The sequence below is a fragment of the Bifidobacterium sp. 2450 genome (genome assembly GCF_041900695.1).
Taxonomy (GTDB): Bacteria; Actinomycetota; Actinomycetes; order Actinomycetales; family Bifidobacteriaceae; genus Bifidobacterium; species Bifidobacterium longum.
Window position 1 is genome coordinate 59,869 of sequence record NZ_JBHEEA010000008.1, and the last position, 17,195, is coordinate 77,063.

At 60.7% G+C, this 17,195-nt stretch carries 19 protein-coding genes, 1 tRNA gene and 1 other RNA gene; 10 read left to right on the forward strand and 11 right to left on the reverse strand.

The window, feature by feature from the left end; genetic code table 11:
- Positions 1 to 49: 49 nt before the first annotated feature.
- From ACEUKI_RS06165 to ACEUKI_RS06175, 3 genes are all read left to right on the forward strand, one after another.
- Complete coding sequence (locus tag ACEUKI_RS06165) at positions 50 to 946, forward strand: carbohydrate kinase (RefSeq protein ID WP_251848032.1); 897 nt, start codon at positions 50 to 52, stop codon at positions 944 to 946.
- A gap of 74 nt (positions 947 to 1,020) precedes the next feature.
- Positions 1,021 to 1,410: a VOC family protein gene (locus tag ACEUKI_RS06170; RefSeq protein WP_080784548.1), complete on the forward strand. Its 390-nt coding sequence runs from the start codon at positions 1,021 to 1,023 to the stop codon at positions 1,408 to 1,410.
- A 104-nt stretch (positions 1,411 to 1,514) separates the two neighbouring features.
- Positions 1,515 to 2,759, forward strand: coding sequence for an MFS transporter (locus ACEUKI_RS06175; protein WP_144169848.1), 1,245 nt, complete (start codon positions 1,515 to 1,517; stop codon positions 2,757 to 2,759).
- A 96-nt stretch (positions 2,760 to 2,855) separates the two neighbouring features.
- Here ACEUKI_RS06175 and dtd read toward each other — a convergent pair whose 3' ends face one another.
- Positions 2,856 to 3,335, reverse strand: a complete 480-nt coding sequence (gene dtd, locus ACEUKI_RS06180; protein WP_115770068.1) for a D-aminoacyl-tRNA deacylase — start codon at positions 3,333 to 3,335, stop codon at positions 2,856 to 2,858.
- Between dtd and ACEUKI_RS06185 the strand changes: the two genes are divergently transcribed.
- From ACEUKI_RS06185 to ACEUKI_RS06205, 5 genes are all read left to right on the forward strand, one after another.
- Positions 3,334 to 3,663: a hypothetical protein gene (locus tag ACEUKI_RS06185; RefSeq protein WP_144169847.1), complete on the forward strand. Its 330-nt coding sequence runs from the start codon at positions 3,334 to 3,336 to the stop codon at positions 3,661 to 3,663. The two genes, dtd and ACEUKI_RS06185, sit on opposite strands and share 2 nt — an antisense overlap.
- Before the next feature lie 18 nt (positions 3,664 to 3,681).
- Positions 3,682 to 4,134: a hypothetical protein gene (locus ACEUKI_RS06190; protein ID WP_251848034.1), complete on the forward strand. Its 453-nt coding sequence runs from the start codon at positions 3,682 to 3,684 to the stop codon at positions 4,132 to 4,134.
- 32 nt (positions 4,135 to 4,166) lie between these two features.
- Entirely contained in the window at positions 4,167 to 4,460 is a 294-nt protein-coding gene (locus tag ACEUKI_RS06195; RefSeq protein ID WP_144169846.1) for a type II toxin-antitoxin system RelE/ParE family toxin, read from the forward strand.
- Positions 4,454 to 4,735: an addiction module antidote protein gene (locus tag ACEUKI_RS06200; protein ID WP_144169845.1), complete on the forward strand. Its 282-nt coding sequence runs from the start codon at positions 4,454 to 4,456 to the stop codon at positions 4,733 to 4,735. Before ACEUKI_RS06195 ends, ACEUKI_RS06200 begins: the two co-directional genes overlap by 7 nt.
- Positions 4,736 to 4,888: 153 nt before the next feature.
- Positions 4,889 to 4,964: transfer RNA gene (locus tag ACEUKI_RS06205), tRNA-Trp, on the forward strand.
- A gap of 112 nt (positions 4,965 to 5,076) precedes the next feature.
- Here ACEUKI_RS06205 and ACEUKI_RS06210 read toward each other — a convergent pair.
- Positions 5,077 to 5,259, reverse strand: coding sequence for a hypothetical protein (locus ACEUKI_RS06210; RefSeq protein ID WP_080784535.1), 183 nt, complete (start codon positions 5,257 to 5,259; stop codon positions 5,077 to 5,079).
- A 346-nt stretch (positions 5,260 to 5,605) separates the two neighbouring features.
- On the opposite strand from ACEUKI_RS06210, the gene ACEUKI_RS06215 reads away from it, so the two are divergent.
- The gene (locus ACEUKI_RS06215; protein WP_251848035.1) at positions 5,606 to 5,902 is read left to right on the forward strand and encodes a hypothetical protein; all 297 of its coding nucleotides are present in this window, start codon (positions 5,606 to 5,608) and stop codon (positions 5,900 to 5,902) included.
- Between the two features lie 62 nt (positions 5,903 to 5,964).
- Complete coding sequence (locus tag ACEUKI_RS06220) at positions 5,965 to 6,225, forward strand: phage holin (RefSeq protein WP_144169844.1); 261 nt, start codon at positions 5,965 to 5,967, stop codon at positions 6,223 to 6,225.
- 238 nt (positions 6,226 to 6,463) lie between these two features.
- On the opposite strand, the gene ssrA is transcribed toward ACEUKI_RS06220, so the two are convergent.
- From ssrA to ACEUKI_RS06265, 9 genes are all read right to left on the reverse strand, one after another.
- Positions 6,464 to 6,860, reverse strand: a transfer-messenger RNA (tmRNA) gene (ssrA, locus tag ACEUKI_RS06225).
- Positions 6,861 to 7,047: 187 nt separating this feature from the next.
- The gene (locus ACEUKI_RS06230; protein WP_144169878.1) at positions 7,048 to 7,977 is read right to left on the reverse strand and encodes a cell division protein FtsQ/DivIB; all 930 of its coding nucleotides are present in this window, start codon (positions 7,975 to 7,977) and stop codon (positions 7,048 to 7,050) included.
- Between the two features lie 134 nt (positions 7,978 to 8,111).
- Positions 8,112 to 9,650 carry a UDP-N-acetylmuramate--L-alanine ligase gene (murC, locus tag ACEUKI_RS06235; protein ID WP_144169843.1) on the reverse strand — a complete coding sequence of 513 codons (1,539 nt, stop codon included), beginning with the start codon at positions 9,648 to 9,650 and terminating at the stop codon, positions 8,112 to 8,114.
- A gap of 100 nt (positions 9,651 to 9,750) precedes the next feature.
- Positions 9,751 to 10,932 carry a glycosyltransferase gene (locus tag ACEUKI_RS06240; protein ID WP_144169842.1) on the reverse strand — a complete coding sequence of 394 codons (1,182 nt, stop codon included), beginning with the start codon at positions 10,930 to 10,932 and terminating at the stop codon, positions 9,751 to 9,753.
- A gap of 15 nt (positions 10,933 to 10,947) precedes the next feature.
- Complete coding sequence (ftsW, locus tag ACEUKI_RS06245) at positions 10,948 to 12,165, reverse strand: putative lipid II flippase FtsW (protein ID WP_080784522.1); 1,218 nt, start codon at positions 12,163 to 12,165, stop codon at positions 10,948 to 10,950.
- Entirely contained in the window at positions 12,152 to 13,633 is a 1,482-nt protein-coding gene (gene murD, locus ACEUKI_RS06250; RefSeq protein WP_370739576.1) for a UDP-N-acetylmuramoyl-L-alanine--D-glutamate ligase, read from the reverse strand. Before murD ends, ftsW begins: the two co-directional genes overlap by 14 nt.
- A gap of 19 nt (positions 13,634 to 13,652) precedes the next feature.
- Positions 13,653 to 14,759, reverse strand: a complete 1,107-nt coding sequence (gene mraY, locus ACEUKI_RS06255; RefSeq protein ID WP_144169840.1) for a phospho-N-acetylmuramoyl-pentapeptide-transferase — start codon at positions 14,757 to 14,759, stop codon at positions 13,653 to 13,655.
- 44 nt (positions 14,760 to 14,803) lie between these two features.
- Positions 14,804 to 16,255, reverse strand: coding sequence for a UDP-N-acetylmuramoyl-tripeptide--D-alanyl-D-alanine ligase (murF, locus tag ACEUKI_RS06260; protein WP_080784513.1), 1,452 nt, complete (start codon positions 16,253 to 16,255; stop codon positions 14,804 to 14,806).
- A 48-nt stretch (positions 16,256 to 16,303) separates the two neighbouring features.
- Positions 16,304 to 17,176, reverse strand: coding sequence for a hypothetical protein (locus tag ACEUKI_RS06265; RefSeq protein WP_144169839.1), 873 nt, complete (start codon positions 17,174 to 17,176; stop codon positions 16,304 to 16,306).
- Positions 17,177 to 17,195: the final 19 nt, after the last annotated feature.

Genomic DNA, 17,195 nt, shown 5'->3' on the forward strand with positions numbered 1-17,195 from the left:
CCATACGAAATCGAACAACAACAAGGAAACAAAGGAAAGGAAACCAACCATGACTACCCCGATCGTTCTGAGCCTCGGTGAACTGCTGTGGGATATGCTGCCGAGCGGCAAGCGAGCCGGCGGCGCCCCCGTCAACTTCGCCTACCACGCGATGAAGAACGGCACCGAAGGCTGGGCCATCAGCGCGGTCGGCGAGGATGAACTCGGCGACGAACTGATTGCCAAGGCCAACGAGGCCGGCATCAACACCGTTCTTCAGCGCAACGCCTGGCCGACCTCCACCGTCGAAGTCGCGCTGAAGAACGGTATCCCGGAGTACACCATCGTCAAGGGCGTGGCTTGGGATCACATCCTGTACACCCGCCAGCTCATCGACGTGGTCTCCAAGGCCGACGCCGTCTGCTTCGGCACCTTGGCCCTGCGCTCTCCCGAATCGCACGCCACCATCACGGAGCTGCTCAAGCACACCAAGCCGGGCGCGATGAAGTTCTTCGACATCAACCTGCGCGGCGACCACTACTCCAAGGAGCTTATCGAGGAACTCCTCAAGGTGGCCACCGTCTTCAAGATCAACGACGAGGAACTTCTGCTGCTGCGCGACATGTTCGACATTCGCGGCACCTCCGGTGAAGACGCCTCCCGCTGGTTCATCGAGGAATTCGGCCTCGACTACGTGATTCTGACCGCCGGCTCCGCCTACTCCACCATCATCTCCCGCAAGGGCGAGGTCTCCACGCTGGACACCCCTCACGTCGAGGTGAACGACACCGTCGGCGCAGGCGACTCCTTCTCCGGCACCTTCACCGCACGCATCCTGCTGGGTGACACGCTCGCCGAAACCCACCGCAAGGCCGTCAACACCGCCGCCTTCGTCTGCACCCAGGCCGGTGCCTGGCCCGAGTACCCGGCCGAGATGCCCGACTATCTGGCTGAAATCGGCAAGTAATCCACCCCCACCCCATTTTCCCGATGGCTTTGCCGCTCTATACCGGCAAAGCCATCTTGTTCAGAGGAGTTACCATGTCCGTTCGCGACACCGTCACCGGCGTCCAGCATGTCGGCATTCCGACCACGGACCTCGAAGGCACCATCGCCTACTACGAGCGTCTCGGCTTCGAATGCCTCGGCATCTATCCCAACGGCGAGGACCGCTGCACCTTCCTGCGCCTGAACAACCTGACCCTCGAGGTGTGGACCATGAACCCCACGCCTATGGAAAACGGCGCCATCAACCACTTCGCGCTGGATTCGACGGATATCGAAGCGTCCTTCGCCGAAGCCCAGAAGCTCGGCCTGAACTTCGTGGAAGGCTCCATCCAGCACATCGACACCCTCTGGAGCAACGGCATCCGTTACTTCAACGTGCTTGGGCCGAACCACGAGGTCATCGAATTCTGCCAAATCATGTAACGCCATGATGCATCCGATAACGGAACCATCACCATTCACTAGTCATCATCCATTGACCGATAAATCTGTCGTACGTCCATTCATAGAGAAAAAAGGAATTCAAAATGAGTAGCGAAACCACCAAGACCGGCAACGCCGGTCTCGTAAAAATCGCGCCTGTGATGTTCGCGTTCTTCGTCATGGGCTTCGTCGACCTAGTCGGCACCGCCACGAACTACGTCAAGGCTGAGTTCGATCTGGCCAACGGCACCGCGAACCTGTTCACCACCATGGTGTTCTTCTGGTTCCTGATCTTCGCCGTGCCCACCGGCATGCTGATGAACAAGATTGGCCGCCGCAAGACCGTGCTGTGGTCCATCCTCGTGACGCTGGTCGCCATGGCACTGCCCATCATCGCCTACGTGGCCCTGTCCGGCACCGCACGCCTGGTGCTCATCGTCATCTCCTTCGCCTTCCTCGGTATCGGCAACACCTTGATGCAGGTGTCCCTGAACCCGCTGCTCACCGTGTTCGTCAAGGGCGACAAGCTCGCCTCCACCCTGACGCTCGGCCAGTTCGTCAAGTCCTTCGCCTCCCTGTTCGCCCCGTACATCGCCATCTGGGGCGCCACCCAGCTCGGCATGTGGTGGATACTGTTCGTGATCTATCTGGTCGTCGGCATCGCCGGCTACGTGCTGCTCGCCATCGACAAGATCGACGAACCCGCCCCCGACGCCGGCACCACCACCATCGGCCGCTGCTTCAAGCTCCTGTTCTCCGACCGCATCGTGCTGCTCTGCTTCCTCGGCATCGTGGCCCACGTGGGCGTGGACGTCGGAATCAACGCCCAGGCGCCGCGTATCCTCACCGAGCACACTGGCGACACCTTCACCGAAATCGCCGCCACCGCCACCATGGTCTACTTCGTGGCCCGTATGATCGGCTGCTTCACCGGCGGCATCGTGCTCTCGAAGATTTCCAACCGCGTCGGCATTCTGGTGTGCGGCACCATCATGACCGCCTCCGCCGTCTGCTTCGCCATCTTCTGCTCGATCACCTCCAACCCGCCGGTCGCCCTGTTCTGGGTGGCCGTGGCCCTGGTCGGCTTCGGCAACTCCAACGTGTTCTCGCTCTTCCTCTCCCACGCGCTGATGTACCGTCCGGAGCGCCAGAACGAGATCTCCGGCCTGATGCTCATGGGCCTGATCGGCGGCGCCATCTTCCCGCCCATCATGGGTGCCCTGGCCGACGCCATGAGTGCCCAGCTCGGCGCCATCATCGTGATGTCCGTCGGCTGCATCTACGTGCTGGTCATCGGCATTGGCTACAAGGCCATCATCGAAGGCAAGAAGGCGGCCGTCAAGGCCTGACGATCGGCCTGACTGCGGCTTCCTGAAGCCGATATACGAAAAGCCCTGTGCCAATGATCCGCACAGGGCTTTTCGTATATGTACTTGTCGCTTGGCTCAGCGGGACCCGTCAGGCATATCAGTTTCGGTGTCGATGACGATGGTCACCGGCCCGTCATTGACCAGTCCGACCCGCATATGCGCGCCGAAACGACCTTCCTTCACCGGCACTCCCCCGGAGCGCAACGCCTCGTTGAACTTGATCCACATGAGATCGACATGCTCGGGCTTGCCGGCCTTGATGAAGCTCGGGCGATTGCCCTTGTGCACGTCGGCGAACTGCGAGATGGAGAGAATCTCGCCGCCGATGTCCTGAATCGAACGGTTCATCTTGCCCTGCGCATCCTCGAACACTCTGAGATTCAGAATCTTATGGGCCAGCCAGACGATCTGCTTGTCGCCGTCCTCATCGGTGACGCCCACCAGAATCATGAATCCCGGGCCAATCCGCTGCGGCTCGAACGTGGGATCCAGCATGCCCAATTCATTGACCACGTCCACGGACGCTTCGGACACTCGTTGCAATACGACTTTCATGGTTCCCTACAGTACAACGTGTGCAGTCATCACCACCGAACCATGCCAATACTGCGGCAGCCAGCAGGTCGAGGCACCATGGACGCTCTGCCAGGACTGCCGCCGACAATACGCGAAAACACTCCACAACCTGCGCCGCAACATGCAACTATCGCAACGCGTCGCACGCCACGAGTACAAGCTCGGCGAACCCGGCACAGGCGGCAAACCACAAGGCGGTGAAGCACCGGCACCGGTCAACATGCACGCCGTCGACCTGTTGGGCGAAGCCGAATCATTGTTGCAGGACGCATGGTACGACGCGGGAGCCGTGTGGAGCGACCGATGATAGCGGCTCATCCCCCGCATGCAGTCGCATCTCGCATGGCTGTGCAAGGCGACGAACGCGGGCCGGTTTCTGCGTCAGTTGATTCGTCTGAACCGGCGCATCGAACCATACGTTGACCGCAGGCCGCGCACCCGCAGGATAATCGGCGTATGCCCCGAATGCGGGCGCGAGGTCATGGCCGCGAAGGGCGAATCGCTGCTGCTGTGCAAATGCGGCAACCCCATCAACGTGGCCGAGCTGCGCGAACAGGGCCGCGACAAGGCCGAATCAATCCATTTGACCAAGACCCCCGCGGGCATGAGCCAATGGCTGCGCGAGAATTACGGGTACGAGGTCAGCCGCAAGCAGATCAGCAACTGGCTCAACCGGGGCAAACTGCCCAGCTCGAAGCCGGTCGATGACGGCTATCGGGAGTTCAATATCAGGGAGATTCTTGCGTTGGCAATGGGCTCGAGCACCCGTCCGGCTTGACACAATGTAGCTTCCAGGATACAATAGAGGACATGGAGATAAGAACGACCGACGAATTCGACGAATGGCTCGACAAGCTCAAGAACAGCAAGGACCGCATCCGCCAATGCGACCTCGCCGGCAAACCGGTCGGCGACATCAACACCGTAGGCGAAGGCGTATCGGAACTCCGCTACCACTTCGGCCCCGGATACCGGGTCTACTTCGCGCAAAAGACCAACGTGCTCATGATGCTGTTCGCAGGCGGCGCCAAACGCGGCCAGCAATCGGACATCGACCACGCCCACCGGCTGCTCGACCAACTCAAGGAGGAAAACAAATGGTAAACACCAAACCATGGGACGCGAGCGAATACCTCAAGACCGAACAGGACATCATCGACTACCTCGACGCGGCCGCCGAAACCGGAGACCCCACACTCATGCAGGCCGCCATCGGAGACGTCGCCAAGGCGAGAGGCATGGGACAGATCGCCGAAGCCGCCGGGGTAGGCCGCGAAAGCCTCTACAAAAGCCTCAGCAAGGACGGCAACCCCAGCTTCCAGACCATCGCCAAAGTGGTCCAAGCCCTCGGCGGCCGCCTCACCATCCAAGCCGCCTGAAAAACAAAACACAAGCGGGAGTAGGGTGAATCCACTCTGTGGTATACTCCGTATCAGGATTACTGCGAAAGCCTCTGAGACATACGCCTCAGGGGCTTTACCCATATCCACCCAATGGTCATGTGCCATGGCAATCAACCGGCATGACCACCTATGCGCGTAGCTCAGCAGGTAGAGCAGCAGTCTCCAAAACCGCAGGTCGTTGGATCGAAGCCAACCGCGTATGCCACGGCTTGCGTACGGTAGAGACCATAGCCGGCCACAGCAGCGACTGCTAGGGCGTGACCACAATAGACCCACAGAGGTCGGGCCACCGCGAATTCGAATCCCGCCCAAGCCACTCACCTGTTCTTGCGGGGTCTTCCTCCGCCGACGCCGCGTCCGGGACGCTTCGCGTTCCATTCGTCTATTGTCGAGGGGAGCCAGCCGCGAGTGCGGCCTATGGTCGCGTCGGGTTCGGGGAGTTTAAGGTTGAGCAGGCCGCCGCTGGTGATGCCGAGGCGTCGAGACACCGGCAGGCAAATGCGACGCCTGCACCCGAGCCCAACGGGACCGCACCCGTACCCGAGACCCTAACCCCTACGGCACCAAGGGGCACCAATCATTCCGCAGGCAAGTGCTTGCACGAGACCAATACTGCATGTGCCCCGGTGACTCCGGACGCGGAGGCTGCGGCAAACACCACGGACTCTGCGGCAATCCAAGCACAATCGCAGACCATTACCCATACGAAAGAACCGAACTCATCGACATGCGACTCAACCCCAACGACCCGAAGTTCGGACGAGGCCTATGCAAACAATGCCACGATGTAAAAACCGGCAAAACAAGACCAGCAGGCTTCAACACCAGACAATAAGCAAGAACACTGTGCATCCCCGACAAAAAACAGGCGCCGACAACGGTTGTCCGTGCGGCTGGGAGTGGCCATACAATCCGGGCGAGCCGAAAGGCCGTCGGCATCCGTCGCCGCTCATCCAGCTGACCGCCAACTCCGAGGAGCAGGTGCGTAACACCTACCGTCCTCTCGTGGCGACGATCCTGCTGGGCCCGCTCAAGGAGCTCATGCGCGTGAGGGACACCTTCATCCGCATATTGCAGCCGGGGCGCGAGGGCGAGGCCGACGCCTTGGACTTGGATCGCATCGACGTGGTGACCTGCCGATAACCCAACCGGTGCCGCCGTCACTCCCGGTGGCGGCATCACCCCATCAATGATCGGAGCAAAACATGACCGACAATCCAACCGAAACACCGGCATCCACCGGCGACGTGCCAGGCTGGCTCATCCCCAGCCGCGTCTACGACATCCTCAAATGGTTGGGCCTCATCGTCCTGCCCACACTCGCCCTGTTCGTCGGCACGGTCGGCCCCGCATGGGGCTGGACTCACGTGGACGCGATAGTGACCACGCTCAACGCGCTCGGCATCCTCGCCGGCGCGCTCATCGGCGTCAGCGCCATCAAACAGCGCCTCGACCTCGCCGCATGACCACCACGCACAGTTCGGCCCCGTCCGGCATCGCAGACGACTCAACCCGAGTCGGCCTACTTGCCGGTCGGGGCCGTCTTCGCGTTGTGGCAGAGGGCTTCGCGGGCTCGATTTTTGCCCACATTTTGCCCACATTATCCCGTGAAACCGAGGGAATACGAGGGAATCGACGGGAATAAGAAAAGCCGCTCAGCCCTACTCCCGCAAGGCAAAACGGCTATTTTCCGCCGAAACGGAATCGTGGAGGCGCGGGGAATTGAACCCCGGTCCGATGACCGAGCCCACAGTCTTCTACGTGCGTAGTCTGCTGGCCAAGTTGGCGATTTTTCTGCCCCCATCGATGTCGCAGACAACTGATGGCGAGCATATCCGCAGTTAAAGTCCCGATGCAGCCCTGAGGCTCAACTGCATCAGCAAGTCTTCTAAACGACGCTCAGCATCCTCCCAAAGACGAGGAGGAGTGAACGGAGCGGCTGCCCACTGGTTAATCCTGACTAAAAATCAGGCAGCGAGAGCGAACTCAGTGCGGTTAGATTTAGCACTTATTCTTTTGCCGAGGTCATCCACGAGCGGACCCGGCGTTCTCGGCACGCTTCCCTGCGGCGAACAGGTCACCGTCGAAACCGATCGCCCCCAATCTTGAGTTATCAAGCTTCCGGCTTTTCGGCCGGACTTCTCAGCATACACCCTATGGCGCTACTCGCGCAAATCGCCAGCAGCGAACGCCGCCCCGGCATTGACGGGACCAACGTTGTCAGCAGGGCCAACGGAGCGAACGCCGCCCCGGAACCAACGGAACCAACGAAGCCAACGGAATCGCCGTCACTTGATGATGGGCTTCTGGGATGCGGAAACATCAATCTGATGTTTGCCGGCAAAGCCAGCCGTGCCAGCGGTGATGTTCTTGTCGATTTCCTCGACTTCCGCCAGCTTCAGCTTCAGCTGCGAGGAGTCTCCCCAAATGATTACGCGGTCACCGTCGTTAAGCGTGGTGGTCACCGAATCCTGCGTCTCAGCGGTGACCTTGGTAATGGACTTACGCATCGATTCCGGCAATGCGCCCAGAATCGTCAGCGCCTCCTTCACCGAACGGTTCTTGAGACTGGCGTCTATATCCTTGACCTCGATCACCGGGATGCCATCCACGTTGGCGTTCTTCACCGAGTTCAACACGCGCGCCTGGGGATCCACCGCGGTCAGGGTATCGCCGCTTTTCAGCATGGCCGCAGGCCGTTGCGCCTTGACTTCCACGCTCATCGACTTGGGGAACTGTTTGGAGACCTTGGCCTCGCTGACGCCGGGAATGGATTTGAGTTGCTCTGTGACCTCATGGGCGGAGACCAGGAACAACGACTTCCCAGCCTGCTTATCGGCGATGGCATGGATGGTCTGCGCGCTCACCCATTCGTTGGCACCGGATACGCCGATCTCGCTGGTTTCCAGACGAAACACCGACGAGAAGAGCAGCAGCCACGTTAGCCCCGTCACTACAGCCACGCTGACGGCAGCAATCAACACGCGTAACGCAACGACACGTACGTTCGCACGCTTGCGTTCTCTGGCGCGTTCGGTGAAATTCACCACTTTCGGGCGTGATACGACTCCTAGGGAGCCGGTGGTCTGATGCAGCGTTTCGGCAACGTAATCCTCGCTGTGCAACCGTCGTGCATCGACGAAGGCACCGGCCTGGCCCTTGGCTACCGTCACATCGTCGATGATCTCCGGCTCGTCGATCTCATGCCCGGAAGACACGGACCGGGGAGTGCGAGACTTCGACGAGTGACCCGTGTTTCCGTGTGAACCGATGATGCGCGGCTTGCGGGGATTGCCGGACGAACGACGTGAGCCGTTGTCATTGCCCCCGGATCTGACCGTGCGCCCGGACATCACTCGCAGCTTTCCCGATGGGCCTCAAGTGCGGTGAGCAGCACCTGATCCATGTCGGTGATGTCGCCCGCGCCCACGGTGAAGATCACGTCGCCGTGGTGGGCGCGCATGGCCATCATCTTGGCGGCCAGGCACATATCCTCGACCGGCTGAATCCACGTGCCTGCGGAAGCATCCTTGAGTCCCGCAGCCGCGTCCACGATGGTGGAGGGGCTGATGTCCGGGAAATCGGCCTGCTTTTCACGGGCCGGGAAGATGCCGGTGATAATGACGTCATCGGCTTTGGCCAAGGATTTGGCGAACTGGTGCGCGAAAAACTTGGTGCGGGAGAACAGGTGTGGCTGGAAGATCACACGAATGGTCGAATCGGGGTACCGGCGTCGGGCCGCATCCAACAGGGCCGCGATTTCGGTGGGATGGTGGGCGTAATCGTCCACTACAGTGACCTGCTTGACCGTGCCACGCACCTGGAAGCGGCGTGCCGCACCGAGGAATGTGCCGGCCGCCTTGGCCGCGTCTGCGGGGCTCACGCCCAGCAGCACGGCAGCGCTGATGGCGGCGGCCGCATTGCGCGCATTGTGCACGCCAGGAACCTTCAGGGCAACGCTCTGAGATACCGGCTCCCCCGCCGTCACCGCGGCCGGCAGATGCAGGGTGAGCTGTTCGACGCCGCTGCCTGCGGTCTCGCTTTCCGAAGCGATCCAGACATACGCGGCACCGCCCAAATCGGGCAGGGATTCACGCGCGGTAGTGCCGTAAGCAACGGTATGGGATTTCACGTCGGCGGGCAGGGCCTCCAGCACGGCAAGTCCGTCGGGATCGTCGATGCTGATGATCACGTGACCGGTGGCCCGGCCGGCGTGGGCAACGAACGCGGCACGGTAGTGGGCTCCGTCGCCGTAATGGTCGAGATGATCGGCTTCACAGTTGGTGATAATGGCGATGGTCGGATGGTATTTGGCGAAGCTGCCGTCCGATTCGTCGGCTTCGGCCACCAGAATATCACCTTTGCCCGCGTGTCCACCGTCCAGCGTGGTGCCGTCCGGGCCTTGGATAAAGCCGCCGATGGCGTAGCTTGGATCGGCACCGGCGTTCACCAGAATGTGGGACAGCATGGAGCTGGTGGTGGTTTTGCCGTGCGCTCCGGCCACGGTGACGGCTCGTTTGCCATTCATGAGCAAGGCGAGGATGTCACTGCGATGCACAATGCGCTTGCCCGCCGCGTGCGTTGCGACGATTTCCGGATTGTCCGGTTTGATGGCGCTGGAGTAGACCACGGTCTCGGCCTGGGCGATGTTTTCGGCTCGCTGCCCGAATTCAACGGTGATGCCCAGCGTTTCAAGTCGGTCGGTTTTGGCGCTGTGTGCGCGATCGGAGCCGTCCACCGCGACTCCTTCGGCGTGCAGCATTTCGGCCAGAACGCTCATACCGGCACCGCCGATACCGATGAAATGGGTGGCGCCGAGATCCGCGGGGCGGGCCGCAGCATCGAATGAGACATACGTGGGGTCAAGCACGATGGGCTGATCTTGAGACAATTCAAAACTCCTTTGGGGATTCCAGCACCCTATATTATGACCGTATCTCGTGTTGCGGGACGGGATTGGCCCGTATCGCGCACGGGATGATATCTGAATACTATTTGGATGGTTCGGCTAATTGCAGAACGTGCCGGGCCATGATTTCGGCAGCGTTTCTGATGCCGTATTCCCATGCCTTGCGGCCGAATTCGGCAAGTCGTTCGTGATCGGCGAGCAGATCGGGCACATGCTCATGCACCCACTGCGGGGTCAGGTCCTTGTCTGCGACCAGAAGGCCGCCGCCGGCGTTCACCACTGGCTCGGCGTTGAAACGCTGCTCGCCGTTGCCGATGGGCAGCGGCACGTAAATGGCCGGCAGACCCAGTGCAGCCAGCTCGGATACCGATCCGGCTCCGGCGCGGCAAATCACCAAGTCGGCACAGGCGAAGGCCAGATCGATTCGTTCCAGATATTCGGCGGTATGGTAGTCACCTTGTCCGGCCGATTCGGGGCCGATGCCGGTAAGCACGTCCGCGCCGGCCGAGGCCGTGACCAGTTCGCGTACTTCGCTGATTTTGCCTCGCCCGGTCAAGTGGATGATTTGTGCGTGGGCCAACAGGTCTGCGGCGGAGGAGGCGATGGCGCGGTTCAGGCTTTGCGCTCCCAGCGATCCGCCAGTGACCAGCACCAGCGGACGGTTCGGATCGACGCCAAGCTGTGCGGCCGATTCACGGCGTACGGCGGCACGGTCGTCACCGATGCGTTTGGTCAGGGAGGCGATGGCCGGGCGCAACGGCAGACCGACGCGCTCGATGTCGGCTCCGGCACGCGGTTTGAGACCGGTGCCCTCGTACACGGTACCGATGAAATCGGCCCAACGAGCGCCCAGTTTATTGGCCATGCCGGCACGCGCATTCTGCTCATGGATGGCAATCGGAATGCCCATCTTGCGTGCGGTGGCGTAGACGGGGGCGGAAGCATACCCGCCGAATCCGGCCACGACATCTGCATGCCGCGTTTCAAGAATGGAGCGCACCTTGGTGGTTTCTCGCTTCCATTTTGCCGGGAAGCGAAGCATGTACAGGTTAGGGCGACGCGGGAACGGCACTTTTTCGATGGTGTCGAGCTCGTAGCCGGCCTCAGGCACCAAATCCTTCTCCAAACCCACCGCAGTGCCGATGACGGTGACCTGTGCCATGGGTTCGATGTCGCGAATCGCTCCGGCGACCGCGAGCAGCGGATTGACATGTCCGGCGGTACCGCCGCCAGCAAGAACGATATGTGGTGTGCCTTGATTCATGATTACCGAGTCTACTTACGCGCTCTGACGCGACTGTTTTATCTGCGGTTGAGAGCGCATAAGTCCCACAACCAGTCCGGCCGCCGTCAAGCACATGATCATGGATGAGCCACCTGCGGAGACGAACGGCATAGGCACGCCCAATACCGGGAACACACCCACGACCACGCCGATGTTGACCATGGCCTGGCCCACGATCCAAATGGTGACGCACATCAGCACCATGGCAACATAACGATCGGTGACCTGCAATGCGATGACGATCATGCACCAGGCGAGAATCGCGAAGAACAGCAATACGATGGCGCAACCGACGAATCCGGTCTCCTCGCCGATGATCGCGAAAATGAAATCGTTATGGGCGGCCGGCAGGTAATTCCATTTCTCACGCGAATTGCCGATGCCCAATCCCAGAAAGCCTCCGGAGGCGATGGCGTACTTGGCGTGAATGGACTGGTAGCATACGCTCTGCGCGTCAGCGGCCGAGCAATCGCCATATGTGGCCAGAATACGACGCATGCGGTTCGGGCTGGAAACCGCCAATGCACCGACCATAACCACCGCGCCCAATACGCCGATTCCCATCCATTTGCCGGGGAATCCGACGATCAGGAAGGCCACGCCTCCGATGGAGACCAGAATCATGGCCGTGCCGAGGTCCTTGCCGCCCATCACCAGCGCCACTCCTATCGCATACAACACCAACGGCGCGGCATATGCTTTGATTCCCTCCTTGTGGTACATCTTGCTGCAGGCATGCAACGACGAGGGCAGCCATATGCACATCGCGAACTTCATGAATTCGGCCGGCTGGATAGTGGTGAAGCCGAGGTTCAGCCAACCTTTGTTGCCGTAGACGTCGAGACCCAGCGGAGTAAAGGTCAGCGCCTGCAACAGGCAGGCACCCATCACAAAGAACACGCCGGTCCGTTTCCAGAACGTCACCGGCATCGTCAATGCCACGAAGCCCAGCACCAAGCCGATCAGGCAAAACGCGCCCTGGTTCAGAAGCTGAAGGAACGGCGACTTGCCCAGTGCGGCCATGGTGACCGTGGAGCTGGAGAACACCATGATCAGGCCGAAGCATGTCAGCCCCACCACAGCCATGCGGAATCCGTGGTAGCACCATAGCGGGTTGAGCAAGCTTCGCCAACCCGTGTAGTCGGTGATCTCGAGTGCGGGCCTGTCAGGGGCTCTGTATGCCTTACGCTTATGGGTATCAGTGGAGGCCATGCACCTCGCTCCACGTCTTGGCTGCGGCGGCGAATCGATTGCCTCGATCCGCATAGGACCTGAACTGATCCATGGAGGCGCAGGCCGGAGCCATAAGCACGATGTCGCCGGCGGCGGCATACGTGCCGCAGGCTTCGACGGCACGATCCATGACGGTATCGTTGTCTTCGGGATCGATGATGGTCACCGGGATATCCGGAGCTTGGCTGGCAAACGCTTCGACCATCGGCTGCTGGTCTTTGCCGATGATGACGGCCGCTTTGATGGTATGTGCCTGGTCCTTGACCAGGTCCTCGAATCGACTGCCCTTGGCCAGACCTCCGGCAATCCAGATCACAGACTTGGCCGGGAAGCTGGACAGCGAGGCGCGTGCCGCATGGCCGTTGGTGGCTTTGGAATCGTCCACGAAACGAACGGAGCCGCCCTCGACTACGGCCTCAGCCACGGTTTCGATGCGATGGCCGCCCGGCTTGAACGAGGTAAGCGCCTTCAGCGCGGTATCGCGATCAGCGCCAAGTCCCAGCACCAACGCCAATGCCGTCAATGCATCGGCCACCAGATGCGGGTACAGTGAGCCGTCCGGCTCTGCCAGATGCGTGAAATCGGTGATGGCGGCCAGTCTGACCGGCTCCCCCACTGCGCCGCCGGCCACGCCGCTCCTGTCCACGATCCAGCCATCTTCAATGCCGATCTGACCGGCTTGGGGGGCCTCGAGCGTGAATCCCACCTTGCGGCATCCTTCGGCGGTTTGGGCCTCGGCCGCCAGTTCGCTGACTTTGGCGTCCTGCGCATTGTAGACGATGGCGCGTTTGGCGTTGTGGAACACCTTGGATTTGTCGGTGGCGTAATTCTCGCGCCCGCCATGCCAGTCGAGGTGATCGTCGGCGATATTGGTGATCGCCGCGCAGTCAAGTGCCAGCGAATCGGTGAAGTGCAATTGGAAGGAGCTCAGTTCCACGCACAGTACGTCGTGCTGAGGATTGGTGGCGCAACGAGACAGGCTCATGCTCATGTCTCCGGAGGCGATATTACCGGCGGTCGGCGCGTCGAGTCCGCAGGCGGTGAGCATTTCCGAGGTCATCTCGGTGGTGGAGGTTTTGCCGTTGGTGCCGGTGATGCCGATCCATGGAGCCGGAGTACCGGTGTGCTCGTTATTCACACGCAGCTGCCATGCGAATTCCACCTCGCTCATCACGGGGATGCCACGGCGTTGGGCCTCCAGCACGAACGGGGTGCGGGGGTTGAACACCGGGGACGACATGACGTAGTCCACATGGTCCCAGTCCACGTCATCAAAGGAGCGGAGATCAGCCTCGGGCTTCCTCTCGTCGACGCCAATCACGTGGGCGCCGCGTTCCCTCAATACCTCCGCCAACGAGGTGCCGGACACACCCAGTCCGGCGATCACCACTGTCTTATCCGCTACTTGCATTGTTCCTCCTGATATAGGAATTCCGTGGGTGAGCATAATCCCACCCAGATTTCCGCTAGCTGAACAGCAGGCCGGAGCGGGTGACCCAGTCGCCGTAGAAAATCGTCAGGGCGAGCAGCACGAAGATGAGTTCGATCATCCAGAACCGCACCACCACCTTGGTTTCGGTCCAACCCTTCAGTTCGAAATGATGGTGGATCGGTGCCATCTTGAATACGCGTTTGTGGGTCATCTTGAAGTACCCGACTTGGATGACGTCGCTCATGGCTTCCATGACGTACAGTCCACCCAGAACCACCGCCAGGAATTCGGTGTGCGTGGCGATGGACAGGGCTGCGAACAGACCGCCCAAGGCCAGGGAACCGGTATCACCCATGAAAATCGATGCGGGGTTCGAGTTGTACCACAGGAAACCGAAGCAGGCGACGGCCGCGCATACAGCGATGACGGTCAGATCGAGAGGATCGGACACGGCATAGGAATAGCCGCCATGGCTGCCGCCCTTGATGTGGTAGCTTTCCCAGAATGCGATGATGCCAAAACCGGTGAAGGCGATCATCGACGAACCTGCCGCCAGACCGTCAAGCCCATCCGTCAGATTCACTGCGTTGGTCCATGCGGTCATCAGGAAGTTCACCCAGATGACGAACAGGATGATGGATACGGCACGGCCGGCGAAGTCGAAGTTGAAGAACGGCTGTTCGATGAAGCTGATGCCCGCCTGCGCACTGGGGAATCCCGATTTGGTGGGAATCAGCAGCGCCAGCACCGCGTAGATGGTGGCGAAGATGAACTGGCCGATGAACTTGCCGCCCACCGATAGGCCTGCGTTCTGCTTCTTACGCACCTTGGCGAAGTCGTCGATAAAGCCCAGCAGACCCATCGACAGCATGGCGAACAGTACGAGCACCGCGGACCAGGAGGGCACGTCGCCCGAACGCAGGTATCGGTACAGTGCGGAGGATGCCCAACCGAGCAGAATCGCGAAGTTGATGACCACGCCGCCCAACGTGGGGGTGCCGCGCTTGACCAGATGCGACTGCGGCCCATCCTGGCGGATGTACTGGCCATAGTGCAGCTTGTGGACCAGCCGAATCAGCAGCGGGGTGCCGACTAAGGTGACGATGAGCGACACCAGCATTCCAATGATCAGAGCAATCACGTGCAGCTTCTCTTTCTTGTCGGTTTCTTGGGGTGGTTATCAGGTCAGTTCTTTGCCCAGCGTTCAGCCAAAGCGCTCAGGCCTGACGCGTGCGATCCCTTGAGCAGTACCACAGCGTCGGGATGGTTGCGCGCCAAGTCGATGACCAGCTGTTCGGCCGCATCGATGTCGTGTACGCAATCCACCGACGCCGATTGGGGCTGACGGGCACCGTCCGCCAGAGCCTGTGCCAGTGCATCGAGATGTTGGTCTTGGGCGGAACCGACCGCGATGATCGCGTCGATGCCCAATTCGGCCGCATACGTGCCGATCGAGGTGTGCAATGCCGTTTCATCGGCGCCGAGTTCCAGCATGGCACCCAGCAGCGCCACGCGGAACGGCTCCTTGCCGTCATTTGAGTTCCAAGCCTTCAACCCGTTCAGGCCGGCTTTCATGGAGTCGGGATTGGCATTGAAGGAATCATCGATCAGCGTGAAGGAAGTCCCCTCGCGATTCACCGTAGACAATGCCATGCGATGAGGGCTGATGGTGTGCTGCGAGGCCAGAATCCGCGCCACCGTTTCGGGTGTCATACCGTAACGCATCGCCACGGTTGCGGCGGCCAACGCGTTCATCACGTTGTGACGTCCAGGAATGCCCAGATGCACCGGCGTATGGTTGCCGTCCGCATCGACCAACGTGAATTCAGCATGATCGGACCGGTCGGCAGTGACATCAATGGCCCGCACCTCGGGCTCCTGCGACGATCCCAAGCCGAACCACAGCACATCGCCGCTGGCCAGGCCGGCCATGGGAACCACGTGTTCGTCATCGGCGTTCAGTACCGCGGTGCCTCCGGGAAGCAGTCCCTGCACGATTTCGCTTTTCGCCTGTGCGATGCGTTCGCGGGAGCCGAATTCTCCAAGGTGAGCGACGCCGACCTTCAATACGATTGCCGTGTTTGGCGGTGCGATACGGGTCAGTCGCGCGATTTCGCCGATATGGCTGGCACCCATCTCAGCCACGAAGAACCGGGTGTGCTCATCGACCCGCAACGCAGTGAGCGGCAGGCCGATCTCATTGTTGAACGATCCCACCGGAGCCACGGTCGGGCCTACGGTGGCAAGCAGGGAGGAGAGCAGATCCTTGGTGGTGGTCTTGCCCACCGAACCGGTCAATCCGATGATGTCGAAGTCGCCGTCCAGCTCGCGACGGCGAACGATGTTGTGTCGGGCGAGCTCGCCAAGGGCGTCGACCGTGTCTTTCACTACGATCTGCGGCAGGCCATCGGACTCCACCTCATGGTCGACGATGGCCACCGTGGCTCCCTGTTCAGCGGTTTTCGCCACAAAGTCATGCCCATCGACACGCTCGCCTCGGATGGCCACAAACACCGATCCGGGGCCGGCCTGCCGCGAGTCGCTGACCGTATTGGTGGCTCGAGACTCGGAATCGGCGTCTCCGATCAATCGACCATCGACGGCCTTGGCGATTTCCTCCACGCTCATCGGAACCATGGTGTTTCAAACTCCTTTACGATTACGCTTCGTCCCGTATCCACGGACTTAATTGAGATTATTGGTCACATGCAGGGCACTGCGTATGTTGTTTTTCCTCACGCCGGCGGCCAGTACCATGGCGATGGCCAAGGACATGTGCCCGAGTCGGACGCGGTCATACATTGCCGGTGAATCCGCAGCCATTTCATCCGATTCGGGTGTCGACGAGGTCATGGACATGTCATGTTCCGCAACGAATGCGTAGCGTGTCTTCAATTCGTCCAAGCTTGCGCTTGCGTTGACATCTTCCGTGCCCAGTACATCCACGTTCACCGATTCCAACGCATGCTCGGCCAACGTGCGGTCATCCATGGCGATGATCACGGCCGCCACACCGTCTTCGGCGCACACGGACAGCGCGCGCTGCATATCGAGGATGCCCAGAGGATAGTTCAGGTTCATGGTACGTGTCATCGACGTGGACCCGGATGCGGTGATTACCGCCACCGGATTGCCCAGCATGTGCAGGAATTCGGAGAGCTGGGACACGCCTGCGTCGACGGCCTGCTCATCCGCACCGGTCACCGCGAACACCGCCATGGCGTTGGATGGTCCGCCGGTCAGGCCGCTGGCCAGATCGCCGAGTACGCGATCGTCGAAATCGCCGTAGAGCAACGGTATATCGGCATTGGCGATCTGCCCTTTGGACGCGCGTGGCAGCAACGCCGCATAGGCACCGGCCTGTGCGGCATGCAGTACATCGGGTTCCTGCTCATGCGTGCAGATGAACAGCGAGCCGGGAATCACGGTGTCCACGGCATCGCTGAGTGAGGTAATGGTGACATTGGTGGCGAAGGGTGGATCGACTTCAAAACCGTACCGTTCGACCAGCATTCCCAAGGTCACCCGCTGGGCGATGGATTCGCTCACTGCACTCATGGGCTATCGCCTTTCTCCC